Annotated in this window: 13 protein-coding genes; 12 read left to right on the plus strand and 1 reads right to left on the minus strand. The window is 53.7% G+C overall.

Annotated elements, in window-relative coordinates; all coding sequences use genetic code 11:
- Window positions 1–33 precede the first annotated feature (33 nt).
- Window positions 34–783, plus strand: coding sequence for an oxygen-insensitive NADPH nitroreductase (nfsA, locus tag M493_RS07880; protein ID WP_020959786.1), 750 nt, complete (start codon window positions 34–36; stop codon window positions 781–783).
- Window positions 784–915: 132 nt separating this feature from the next.
- Here nfsA and M493_RS07885 read toward each other — a convergent pair whose 3' ends face one another.
- Window positions 916–3,075: a SpoIID/LytB domain-containing protein gene (locus M493_RS07885; RefSeq protein ID WP_020959787.1), complete on the minus strand. Its 2,160-nt coding sequence runs from the start codon at window positions 3,073–3,075 to the stop codon at window positions 916–918.
- A gap of 221 nt (window positions 3,076–3,296) precedes the next feature.
- Here M493_RS07885 and M493_RS07890 point away from each other — a divergent pair, with 221 nt between their 5' ends.
- From M493_RS07890 to M493_RS07940, 11 genes are all read left to right on the plus strand, one after another.
- Complete coding sequence (locus M493_RS07890; RefSeq protein ID WP_020959788.1) at window positions 3,297–4,040, plus strand: NAD-dependent protein deacylase; 744 nt, start codon at window positions 3,297–3,299, stop codon at window positions 4,038–4,040.
- Between the two features lie 176 nt (window positions 4,041–4,216).
- Window positions 4,217–5,395 (plus strand): acyl-CoA dehydrogenase family protein, encoded by a 1,179-nt coding sequence (locus tag M493_RS07895; protein ID WP_020959789.1) that lies wholly within the window; start codon window positions 4,217–4,219, stop codon window positions 5,393–5,395.
- Between the two features lie 44 nt (window positions 5,396–5,439).
- On the plus strand, window positions 5,440–6,204 hold the full coding sequence (gene fabG / locus M493_RS07900; RefSeq protein WP_020959790.1) for a 3-oxoacyl-ACP reductase FabG: 765 nt from the start codon (window positions 5,440–5,442) through the stop codon (window positions 6,202–6,204).
- 19 nt (window positions 6,205–6,223) lie between these two features.
- Window positions 6,224–6,673, plus strand: a complete 450-nt coding sequence (locus tag M493_RS07905) for a MaoC family dehydratase N-terminal domain-containing protein (RefSeq protein WP_020959791.1) — start codon at window positions 6,224–6,226, stop codon at window positions 6,671–6,673.
- The gene (locus M493_RS07910) at window positions 6,670–7,074 is read left to right on the plus strand and encodes a MaoC family dehydratase (RefSeq protein WP_020959792.1); all 405 of its coding nucleotides are present in this window, start codon (window positions 6,670–6,672) and stop codon (window positions 7,072–7,074) included. Before M493_RS07905 ends, M493_RS07910 begins: the two co-directional genes overlap by 4 nt.
- Before the next feature lie 122 nt (window positions 7,075–7,196).
- Window positions 7,197–8,366: a thiolase family protein gene (locus M493_RS07915; protein WP_020959793.1), complete on the plus strand. Its 1,170-nt coding sequence runs from the start codon at window positions 7,197–7,199 to the stop codon at window positions 8,364–8,366.
- Between the two features lie 20 nt (window positions 8,367–8,386).
- Window positions 8,387–8,968, plus strand: a complete 582-nt coding sequence (locus M493_RS07920; protein WP_020959794.1) for a TetR/AcrR family transcriptional regulator — start codon at window positions 8,387–8,389, stop codon at window positions 8,966–8,968.
- A 60-nt stretch (window positions 8,969–9,028) separates the two neighbouring features.
- Complete coding sequence (locus tag M493_RS07925) at window positions 9,029–9,892, plus strand: branched-chain amino acid ABC transporter permease (protein WP_020959795.1); 864 nt, start codon at window positions 9,029–9,031, stop codon at window positions 9,890–9,892.
- Window positions 9,892–10,929: a branched-chain amino acid ABC transporter permease gene (locus M493_RS07930; protein ID WP_020959796.1), complete on the plus strand. Its 1,038-nt coding sequence runs from the start codon at window positions 9,892–9,894 to the stop codon at window positions 10,927–10,929. Before M493_RS07925 ends, M493_RS07930 begins: the two co-directional genes overlap by 1 nt.
- A gap of 2 nt (window positions 10,930–10,931) precedes the next feature.
- The gene (locus tag M493_RS07935) at window positions 10,932–11,696 is read left to right on the plus strand and encodes an ABC transporter ATP-binding protein (RefSeq protein ID WP_020959797.1); all 765 of its coding nucleotides are present in this window, start codon (window positions 10,932–10,934) and stop codon (window positions 11,694–11,696) included.
- Entirely contained in the window at window positions 11,689–12,396 is a 708-nt protein-coding gene (locus M493_RS07940; protein WP_020959798.1) for an ABC transporter ATP-binding protein, read from the plus strand. The genes M493_RS07935 and M493_RS07940 overlap by 8 nt, the downstream gene beginning before the upstream one ends.
- Window positions 12,397–12,411: the final 15 nt, after the last annotated feature.

Consider the following 12,411-nt stretch of genomic DNA (forward strand, 5'->3'; position numbering starts at 1 on the left):
CAATACCACTCATTGCATCAGGGGGCATGGATGATGAATCCAATCATTGAAACGATTTTGCGCCATCGCTCGATCCGCCGTTTTGAAGAGCGGCCGTTGACGGATGAACAAATCCGCACGATCGTCGAATGCGCCCAAGCGGCGTCGACTTCCAGTTATGTGCAGGCGTACTCGATCATCGGCGTGAAAGATCCGGAGAAAAAGCAAAAGCTTGCTGAACTGGCGGGAAATCAATCGTATGTGGCACAAAACGGCCATTTTTTCATCTTTTGCGCCGATTTTCACCGCCACGAACTCATTGGCGAGCTAGAAGGAAAAGACGTGCTTTCATCGCTAGAGAGCACGGAAAAATTTATGGTCGCGCTCATTGATACGGCGCTTGCGGCGCAAAACGCCGCCATCGCCGCCGAGTCGATGGGGCTTGGCATTTGTTATATCGGCGGGTTGCGCAACAACTTGCCGGATGTCTGTGCGCTGTTAAACGTGCCGAAGCGGGTCATTCCGCTTTTTGGGCTGGCGGTCGGCTATCCCGCACAAAGGCCGGATCCAAAGCCGCGTTTGCCGTTTGAGCACGTTTATCACGAGGACGAGTACGACCAAGATCGCGCGCGGCTCATCGAGCAATTGCAACGCTACAACGAAACGGTTTCCACCTATTATGAACAACGGACGAACGGCCGCCGCCGCGACACGTGGACCGGACAAATGGCCGAGATGCTCAGCCGCCGCGTCCGCATGTATATGAAAGAGTTTGTCGAAGGAAAAGGGTTTAATCTGCGCTAGCCTCACGTCAGGCGGAAGCGGAATGTTTGGTTGCCTGGCTCTCAATCGAGCAGCAGGAGAACGTTGGGGAGTTCAAGAAAACAAAAGCGCCCCCTCATCTTAGGCAGGAAGCGCAAGATGAGGGGCAAATGGTTACCGGATCCGTACTTTCACCGGCGGGCTCACGTTGCCTGCACGGTCGGCGGCGGTGACCGTAAGCGTTGTTTTCGCTTTTTGCCGGCCGATGGCGACAGAAAACGTCCCGTCTTTGCGGGCTGTGCTTTTGTAGGTCTTTGTCCCGATTTTGACGGTGATGATGGCGCCCGCTTCCGTTTTACCGGTGAGCGTGCTTTGCCGGCTCGTGATGGAATTCAGTTTTGGCGCCGGGGGCGCCGTTTTATCCCTAACTGTCATGTTGATCGGCCGGCTTATATTGCCAGCGCGGTCGACGGCGGTTACGGTCAGCACCGTCCCTGCCTTTTGCCGCGGGATGGCGACAGCAAAGGCTCCGTCAGATTTCGCCGCCGTTTTGTATGTTTTTGCTCCTGCTTTGACATAGACGACAGCCCCGGCTTCTGCCATCCCCGTCACGGTTGTGGAGCGGTCGCTGACGGCGTTGATTTTCGGCGGGGACACCGTTTTGGCGGCGACAGCGCTGATGGCGGCAGAGGAAACATTGCCGGCCAAGTCTTTCGTGATAATGCCGAACGTATAGCGTCCATTTGGATTCGCGCCGACATTCCATCGGTTTGCGTAGCTTCCGGCTTTTTGCTTTACATCTTTTTGTACGTATTGGATGATCTTCCCGCTTGCGTTTTTGACGTAAACGGACACGGTTGCTTCTTCGTCAATCGCATAACGGACAGTCAACTGGTTTGTATTGGGCACATAGGCGGCAGCTACGCCTTTAATGATTGGCGCTTTCGTATCGGACGGCGTTGACCCGGCCGGGTCCGGCGTTTGTTGGTCGGCTGGCGCCGGCTGCGGCGGCGTCGGTTCAGCCGTTGGCGGCGGTGTTGGTTCCGTTTTGGCGTAGGCGGTGGTGAGCGAAGCCCCTAGATAATAGAAGTCTAAAATTTCTGTATATTTTTTACCAAGCTCACCCATTTTTTTCGCCCCATATTGGCTGAGGCCAACGCCATGACCATCCCCTTTTCCTTTCACCGTAATCGATGTTTCCGTTTCCGTCACCTCGGTGACTAGGTAGCTAAGCATGACGCGGTTGCCGATTAAAGCGCGAATTTTGGCCGCCGGGGCGCCGATAAACTCAAGGCGGCGGATGGCGAGCGTGCCATCTCCTTTCACATCCCCCTTCGTGATATACTCGATGGCGATATCGCCTTTCGAGACGCGGCCGCCGGAGAGCGGGGCGTACAGCGACAGCTTCGGAATGGCGACGATTTTGATCTCCTTGCCGTTATAGCCGTTTGCCTTCATCCATGCTTTAATGTTGTTGGCGATTGCTTTGTCCGCTTCGCTGACGGTGTCCCACCAGGCAGCGTAGTTGGCTAAATGTTTTCCCGTCAAATCGATCTGCGTTTTTTGAACTGTCAATCCCCACGGAACGGCGTTGTCGTACGGATCATCTTTGATCGGGAAAATAGCCAGCGGTGTCCCTCCCCAGGCGTTGGCGTTTGATTCGGTTTTGCCGCCGTTGCTGGCGGAGAAGACAGCGCTGATCAGCCTGCCGTTGTATTTCAGCACCTGGCCATACGTTTCTTCAACCGCTTTTGTGCTGTTCGGATGCCACGTATAACCGCCATATACTTGATAGCGGATCGTATCGTCGATCGTCGCTCCGGCATAGCTAAGTGCATATGTTCGCGCTGCGACTGCCTGGGCTTTTAGCGCTTCGATATTCCATGAAGCCGGCATTTCGTTCGGCACGACCCCTTTAATGTACTCTTCAATGGGCACTGCGTTGACCGGGCGGACGTATCGTCCATTTTCTTTCACAAACGCCATGTCTCCCAAATATCCCCGGCCGTTGATAGACAATACCGCGTTTGGCTTGGATGGAGCAAGGTGCAACTGTGGAAACTCACCAATTAGTGTCGTTCCTTCATACAAAGCGAGGCCGGCTGCGGTCGCTTTCACGCGGTAGGAGGTGTTGGGCGCGAGTGCCATGCCGGTGCCGGAAAGCGAGTATGTATCCGTGGGTTTCACGGTTAATTCGCTTTGGTTTCCTAAGTAGTTTACTAGTTTGACGTTCACAACCGGCTCTGCCGCCGCTTCAGCACGCGTGGGGCCGGCCGTAGGCAAGCTGGACAATACCGCAGCCAGCAGCGCGACGGCGGCGCATAATCGTTTCACTACGTTTTCAACCACCTTTCTATTTTTCTATCAGCAATTATAAGGGGGGATAATTGGGAACCCAATCGGGATTTATTCCTACTATTTCTATAAAGTTATTTCCATCTGTTCCATTTAGAGGACCAATTATCATTATAAAGGTAGGAACGATGTCCTGTTTCACCTAAAACAGCAAGTGTATAATAAGGGGAGAATATGTTGCTTGCAAGGGGGAATGGACTGTGAGGGAAAGAGACAAGTTGGCTCAATGGATTCGAGAGGCTGACACAATCGCTGTCCTGACCGGGGCGGGGATGAGCACGGAGTCCGGCATCCCCGATTTTCGCGGCGAAAACGGGATTTATGCGCACGAGGAAAATGTCGAACATTATTTGTCGGAGTATTATTTTGAAAAAGACCCTATTGATTTTTGGCGCCGGTTCAAGCAACTATTTTCGTTGAAACTGATGGGCGGTTTTGCTCCGAATGATGGGCATCGGTTTCTTCGCTGGCTGGAAGACATCGGGAAACGAGTGGTGATTTTAACGCAAAATATTGACGGCCTGCATGTGAAAGCAGGAAGCACGCATGTGATTGAGCTGCACGGTACGCTGCGGACGGCGACATGTCCGTCATGCGGTAAAACGTATGAATTGGCGTTTGTCAATCGCAACGATGTGCCGCGCTGCAACGAATGCCGGGCGATTTTGAAACCGGATGTCGTCTTGTTTGGCGGATTCGTGCCGCATATCGAGGAAGCGTTTGCCAAAGCGGCGGAAAGCGATTTGTTTTTGGCGATGGGAACAAGTTTGGAAGTGGCGCCTGTCAACCAAATCCCGTTTTATGTCGCCGCCGAGTCGCCGGCAACACGAAAAGTATTGATGAACAAAACGGCGACGAGGATGGACGGGATATTTGATCTTGTCATTTATGGCGGGATCGGTGAAACGGTCGCCGGTGTGCGCAGGCAAATACAGGCGGAATAGATGGGTAAGCATCGTGCCAGCGGGAGAACCGTGGACGTTTTCCCGTTGGACAAAAACATAAAAAAGTATTGTACTTTTCAGAACATTCGAATATAATAAAGATAACATACCAACCGGTTGGTATTTATGGGAGTGGGATTTCGTTTCAAAGCGTAACGAAAACGGGGGGAACAATCATGTATTTGCGCTTAACCGATGAGCAGCGCATGGTGCAAAAGGCGATTCGCAAGTTTGTCGAAAAAGAATTGGTGCCGCTCGAAAATGACGTATTGCGCAATGAGCGGGAAGGAAAGCCCGGGCTTGCGCCGGAGAAATTAAAAGAGCTGCAGTTTAAAGCGAAAGAGGCGGGTTTTTGGGGGATTAACACGCCGGAGGAATACGGCGGCGCGAACTTGGGCCACGTCATGCAGGCGATCGTCCTCATGGAAGTGGCAAAAACACTCGTTCCGTTCCAGTTCGGCGGGTCGGCGGACAACATTTTGTATTATGCCAATGAGGAGCAAAAGAAAAAATATTTGCTTCCGACGATCAACGGTGAGAAAAAATCGTGTTTTGCCATGACTGAGCCGGGTGCAGGGTCGGATACACGCAACATTAAAATGACGGCGGTCAAAGACGGCGACGAATGGGTGTTAAACGGGGAGAAAACATTTATTACCGGCGGCAATGATGCCGATTTCGTGATGGTCATTGCCATTACCGACAAAGAACGGCATCAGACGACGAACGGGCGTGAAGGGGTGACGTGCTTTATCGTCGACCGCGAGATGGGCTGGCGCTCCGAACCGATACATACGATGGGGCCGGCCACCCCAGCCAGCTTAATTTTTGAAAACGTGCGCGTTCCGGAAGAAAACATTTTAGGCGAGCTGCACTACGGCTACAAGCTTGGACTTGAGTGGATCGGCTATGCGCGCTGGGTCGTTGGCGCCCGGGCGGTCGGAGCGGCGGAGCGGCTGCTGCAAATGGCGATCGATTATGCGAAAGAGCGCGTCACATTCGGCAAGCCGATCGCCGAACGGCAAGCGATCCAATGGATGATCGCCGATTCGGCGGTGGAAATTGAGGCGGCCAAATGGCTCGTCTTAAATGCCGCGTTTACGCTCGACCAAGGGGAGGACAACCGCCACTTGGCGTCGATGGCGAAACTGTTTGGCGCGAACATGGGCAATCGCGTTGTCGATCGGGTGATGCAAATCCATGGCGGCATGGGCTATACGAAAGAGATACCGATCGAGCGCTGGTATCGCGAGGCGAGATTATGGCGCATTTACGACGGCACGGATGAAATTCAACGTCTCATTATCGCCCGCAACTTAATTAAAGGACATGTAAAGCTTGGCCAATTTCTATAAGAAGACGAAAGAATGAAAGCGTTACCGAAAGGGAGGAGAACATGATGAGTCAACGGTTTGCAGGAAGAGTGGCGTTTGTGACCGGGGGAAGCCGCGGCATCGGCAAGGCGATCGTCACCCGGTTCGCGGAAGAAGGAGCAAAAGTCGCGTTTATTGACTTAAATGAGGAAGCGCTTGAAGCAACGGCTGCCGAACTGCGCGAAAAAGGGTATGACGTGTACGCGAAAGTGGCGAGCGTCACCGACCGCGAACAAGTGGAAACGACGGTGCAAGAAATAGTCGAACGGTTCGGCTCGCTTGATATTCTCGTCAACAACGCGGGCGTGATCCGCGACAACTTGCTGTTTAAAATGACGGATGATGACTGGCAAACGGTCATGGATGTCCATTTGAAGGGAGCATTTTATTGCGCCCGTGCTGCACAAAAATATATGGTTGAAAAAGGGTACGGACGCATCATCAACGTTTCGTCGACTTCCGCGCTCGGCAACCGCGGCCAGGCGAACTATTCGGCGGCGAAAGCCGGCATTCAAGGGTTTACGAAAACGTTGGCGATTGAGCTTGGCAAATTCGGCATTACGACGAACGCCGTCGCGCCCGGGTTTATTGAAACCGATATGACAAAGGCGACTGCCGAGCGGCTTGGCATTTCGTTTGAGCAGCTCATTCAGGCAAGCGTTGCCAACATCCCGGTCGGGCGCAGCGGCCGACCGGAAGATATCGCCAATGCGGTTGCGTTTTTTGCCGATGAAAAGTCGTCGTTTGTCAACGGCCAAGTGCTGTATGTGGCCGGCGGCCCGAAATGCTGAAAAATGAGGAGGGCGGACGATGTATCAAGGGGATATCGGCAAACGATCGGTGAAAGTGAAAAACATAGTTGAACGCGGGGCGGTCAAAAAGTTCGCGGAAGCAATCGGCGACTTACACCCGATTTATTGGGATGAAGAAACAGGAAAACGGTCGCGCTACGGGCGCAACATTGCCCCGCCGACGTTTCCGCGCGTGTTTGACTACGGTGTCATTGAAGGGTTGAAATTGCCGGCCAAAGGGCTCATCCACGGCGAGCAGCGCTTCCATTACGAGCGCCCGCTGTTTGTCGGCGAAGAGCTGTACTGCTATGCGGAAGTCAAAGATTATTACGAAAAACAAAGCAGCATGGGCCAGCTCGGCTTTTTAGTCATTGCCAACAACGGCGAAGACGCCGATGGCAACCTTATTTTTACTTCCACCTCGACGATCATTATCAATGAGGCGGTTAGAAAGGCGATGAGCGTATGACAACGATCCGCGAATGGCAAGTGGGACAGTCGCTTCCCGACGTGACGCTTCCCCCGGTATCCCGGCTTGATTTAATCAAATATGCCGGTGCTTCAGGGGACTACAATCCGATCCATACGATCGACGACGAAGCGAAAAAAGCCGGCCTGCCGGGCATTATTGCCCATGGGATGTGGACGATGGGCAACCTCGCCAAACTGTTTACGCCATATTGTGAGGAAGGGTTTGTTCAAGATTATTTCGTCCGCTTTCAGTCGATGGTGTTTTTAAACGATGTCGTCACGTTAAAGGCGAAAGTCAAAGAAAAGGATGACAAGGCGATTCGGTTTGTGGTCGCCGCTGTCAATCAGCACGGAAAGGAAGTCGTGAAAGGCGAAGCGGTCTTTGCCCTATACGAATAAGGGAGGCGGCAGCTGGCCGTCTCCTTCCGCCACAAAGTGCAAAGGCTCGAACTCTCCAGTCTTGAAAGTCAAAACAAGGCGGCGATGTTGCAATTTCAAACAAAGAGCGAGGGGGAATCGCGATGAAACGGGATGCCGTCATTGTGTCCGCGGTGCGAACGGCCATCGCCCGCCAAGGGGGCGCCTTGGCGACGCTGCCGGCGCATGTTTACGGTGCGGAAGTGATCAAAGAAGCGGTGCGGCGGGCGAACATCGGCCCGGAACTTATCGATGATGTCATCATGGGCAACGTCTTAAGCGGCGGCGGCAATATCGCCCGGCTGACGGCACTGCAAACCGGGCTGTCGCTTGGGCTGACCGGCATAACGGTTGACCGCCAGTGCGGCTCTGGCATTAACGCCGTGGCGTTGGCGGCGCAAGCCATTTGGGCTGGCGACGGGGACGTCTATGTGGCCGGCGGGGTGGAAAGCATGAGCCGCGCGCCGTATTTGATGGACCGCCCGGAAAAACCGTACAGCCAGACGCCGCCAAGCTTTCGCAAATCGCAGCTGTCACCGAAAGAGATCGGCGATCCGCCGATGGGCATTACAGCAGAAAATTTAGTGAAAAAATATGGCATCAGCCGCGAAGAACAAGACGCCTTCGCCTTGCGGAGTCAGCAGCGCATGGCGCGCGCCATGCAGGAAGGGCGGTTTGACGAACAAATTGTGCCGATTACCGTTCCGGTGAAAAAAGGCGAGCCGTTTGTCTTCGATACGGACGAACATCCGCGCCCGGCCACGACGATCGAAGCGCTCGCGAAACTGCCGCCGGCGTTTTTGGAAGGCGGAACGGTGACGGCCGGGAACAGCTCGGGGCTGAACGATGCCGCCTCTGCGCTCGTCATCATGTCGCGGGAAAAAGCGGAACAGCTCGGCGTAAAGCCGCTTGCGGTTATCCGCGCCCATGCGGTTGCCGGGGTCGATCCGAACGTAATGGGCATCGGTCCGGTGCCGGCGACAAAAAAAGTGCTCGAAAAAGTCGGGCTGACGCTCGATGACATGGACATCATCGAAATCAATGAAGCGTTTGCCGCCCAAGTGATCGCCTGCGACCGCGAGCTCGAGATGAATCCAGAAAAAGTGAACGTCAACGGCGGCGCCATCGCTCACGGCCATCCGCTCGGCGCGACCGGAGCGATTTTGATCACGAAAGCGGTATATGAATTGAAGCGCCGCGGCGGGGTCTACGCCCTCATTACGGCGTGCATCGGCGGCGGTCAGGGGATCGCGGCGATTGTGGAACGAGCCTGAATGCATGGGGACAATGGACGATGAAAGAAAAATTGATGGAAGCCGGGATTGAACTATTTGACCGCAAAGGATTTAAAGAAACGTCCGTGCAGGAAATCGTCGAAGCGGTCGGGGCAACAAAAGGGGCGTTTTATTACTATTACAAAAGCAAAGAAGAATTGCTGCGCGATATATGCATCTCCTATATCGAAGATTTGCTTAACCAACAGAAGCGCCTGCTGCAGGAGCCAAAGAGGAGCTGTACAGAAAAACTGCACGCGATCGTCTATATGGTTATTCGCAACATTCGCACGCGGAAGAAAAGCGCCCGCATTTTCTTCCGCGAAATGCGGCATTTGACCAATGATCATTTGGAGGAAATCCGCGGGAAGCGGCGGGCGTTCCGCAAGCAGTATGAACAGCTTATTCAGGAAGGGATCGCCTGTGGCGAATTTAAGCCGTCGCTTCATGCGGAAATGATTACGTTCGGTCTGCTCGGCATCACGAATTGGAGTTACTACTGGTTTCAACCGGGCGGGGGTGTTTCGGAAGAGGAGCTAACCGACATTTACGTTGACTTCATTTTAAACGGCATTCGAATGCCAGAACGGCCCAAAAGGTAGGTCGTGTCGAGCCGTTAGGCGGTTCGTCCGCCTTTAGTGGGAGAGACAGGGGGGATCGGGATGGAATTGTTTATCCAGCAGCTGTTAAACGGGCTGACGGTTGGAAGCGTTTACAGTCTTGTTGCCTTAGGATTGACGCTCGTCTATGGTATTTTGCATATCCCAAATTTTGCCCACGGCGCGCTGTATATGATGGGCGGCTATGTGACGCTCACCGCCATGACGAAAGCCGGGCTGCCGTATGGCTTGGCCATTGTTGTGTCGATGGTGGCGGTCGGCCTGCTTGGCGTCTTGATGGAGCGGCTGGTATTTTATCCACTCCGTGACGCACCGCCGCTTCATGACAAAATTGCGGCGATTGGCATTTTGCTGTTTTTGGAAGCGTTCGCTCAATTCATCTGGGGGGCGGATTATCAGACGATGCCGACGCCGTACGGCAATGTCGTCACTGTTTTCGGCTTGACCTTGACGATTCAACGCATCCTCATCATCGCATCCACTGTTGTGATCATGATCTTGCTTTACCTCTTCTTAAAAAAGACGTTCATCGGTGCCTCGATCATTGCAATGGCGCAAAACCGCGAAGGGGCGAATTTAGTCGGCATTAACACAAACAAGGTCGCCATGATGACGTTTCTTCTTTCCGGCGGTCTGGCAGCGCTTGCCGCTTCGCTTGCTTCGCCGATCAACCTCGTGTTTCCCGGCATGGGCCATCTTGTCATCTTGAAAGCGTTCGTCATTATTATTCTCGGCGGCATGGGAAGCATTCCCGGCGCGATTGTCGGCGGTTATATTTTAGGTTTCAGCGAAAGCTTAGGGGCGACGTACGTATCCAATGACTATAAAGACATTATTGCTTTCGCCATTCTTGTCATCATTTTAACGGTCAAACCGAACGGATTGTTTGCCAAGGAGGGACATTGATGGCCGCTTTCGAAAAACGACGCCTGTGGCTCGCTGTTCTTGCGGCGTTGGCGCTCGCCTTCCCGCTGCTTGTGACCAACGGCTATTACTTGCACATGATGACAATCTCCTTTATTTGGATGATCGCCGTTTACGGGTTGAATTTATTTGCCGGCTACACCGGTTATTTGTCGCTTGCCCACGCTGGATTTTTTGCCATTGGCGCTTATACGCTCGGCATTTTGACCGTAAAAGTCGGGTTGCCGTTTTGGGGGGCGTTCGTACTCTCGGCCATATTCACATCGCTGCTTGGCCTTGTCATCGGTCTTGTCGCCCTGCGGACGAAAGAGCACTTCTTCGCCATTTATACGCTCTGTGTCGGGTATATCATTTATTTAGTCATTGATAAATGGGACAGCTTAACGGGCGGAGTGCGCGGTTTCATCGGCATTCCGGCGCCCGCTGATATCGGGCCGCTGTCGTTTCAGACGCCGGTCGCCCAATATTATTTGGTGTTGTTTTTCTTGTGCGCGGTCATGTTTGTCATGTATCGGCTCGTCTATTCGTTGACAGGAAGGACGTATATCGCCATTCGCAACAGCGAGGAGCTCGCGTTGACGCTTGGCATCTCCACGATGAAAAACAAGCTCACCTCGTTCGTTTTGTCGGTTTTTTTCACATCGCTGGCCGGGGCGCTATACGCGTCTTTTATCCGTTTTCTCGGTCCGGATATCGCCTATGTCACTGTCATGTTTGACTTTTTAACATACTTGCTTGTCGGCGGCATCGGCACACTTGCCGGACCGGTTGTCGGCACGCTGCTGATCACGTTTTTATCGCAGCAGCTGCAGTTTTTGCAAGATTATCGGATGTTGATTTTCGGCCCTGTGCTGACGCTGCTGATCATCTTTTACCCGCACGGCATCGCGGGCGGGTTCATCCGTTTGAGCGCGAAGCGGAAGGAAACCCGCCGCCTTCAGGAGGAAGCAAAGCAAACCGCTGCTGAGCTGGCTGTTTCGCGACAAGGACGGAGCGAACGGCATGTCGAGGAGGGATGAACATGTTTTTACACGTCGAACGGTTGACGAAACGATTTGGCGGGTTGTCGGCGGTCAATGACGTCACGTTTTCCGTCGAACAAGGGAAGGTAAATGCCATCATCGGCCCGAACGGTGCTGGCAAATCAACGTTTTTCAATTTGATTAGCGGCCTGTATCGGCCGACATCCGGGACGATTACGTTCCAGGGGCGCGACATTACCCGCCTGCCGGCGAATGAACGGGCGAAACTCGGCATTGCCCGTACGTTTCAAACGACCCACTTGTTTGAACAGTCAACAGTCATGGATAACGTCATCATCGGTCACCGGCTCCGCACCGCATCAAATTTGGTTGATGCCATTTTGCGCACAAAACGACATCGCCGCGAGGAACAGGCGTGTAAAGAAAAGGCGATGGAAGTGCTCGATTTCGTTGGGTTGACCGATGTAGCGGATCGGCTCGTCGCCAACTTGTCGCAAGAACAGAAGAAGCGGGTGGCGTTTGCGCTCGCTCTGGCGACCGACCCGACACTCGTTTTGCTTGATGAGCCGGCTGCCGGCGTCAATCCGGACGAAACGGAAGGATTGGAAGCGCTGATCGTCAAAATGGTTGAGGGTGGTCTGACCGTTTGTCTCATTGAGCATAAAATGTCGATGATTATGAAAATCGCTGACCGCATTATGGTGCTGAATTATGGCGAAAAAATTGCCGAAGGAACGCCGGAAGAAGTGCAAAACAACGAGGCGGTCATTCAAGCGTATTTAGGGGGGAGTACTGTTGCTTGAGGTGACGAACGTGTCTGTCCGCTATGGCAGTTTCACGGCGATTCGCGATGTGACGTTTTCTGTCAGGCCAGGGGAAATTGCGGTGTTGCTTGGTGCCAACGGGGCGGGGAAAAGCACGCTGTTTCGCACGATCAGCGGACTGCATAAACCAGCGCAAGGGGAAATCTCCCTCGACGGGGAGCGCATTGACCCGCTCCCTCCTGATCGGATTGTGCAGCGCGGTGTCGTACAATGCGCCGAGGGGCGCAAACTGTTTGGCCGCATGAGTGTGTATGAAAATTTGCTCATGGGAGCCTATGTCCACCGGAAGGACAAAGAGGCCATCCGCCAGTCGATCGAACATGTATATGAACTGTTCCCGATCTTGCGTGAAAAGCGAAACGCACCGGCCGGATCGCTAAGCGGCGGACAGCAGCAAATGCTCGCCATCGGCCGCGCCTTAATGTCGCGCCCGAAAGTGTTGCTGCTTGATGAGCCGTCCATTGGGCTCGCCCCGCTCATTGTCGAGCAAATGTTTGCGACGATTAAACAAATTAATGAGGAAGGGACGACGATTTTGCTCGCCGAACAAAATGCCCATGCGGCGCTGTCCATCGCCCATCACGGCTACGTGTTTGAAAACGGGACGATCGTCGCTTCGGGGACGAAGGATGAACTGCTCGCCAACGACGACGTCCGCAAGGCATATATTGGCACATAATCGGCCGCCTTGAGG

This window comes from Geobacillus genomosp. 3 (genome assembly GCF_000445995.2).
Lineage (GTDB): Bacteria > Bacillota > Bacilli > Bacillales > Anoxybacillaceae > Geobacillus.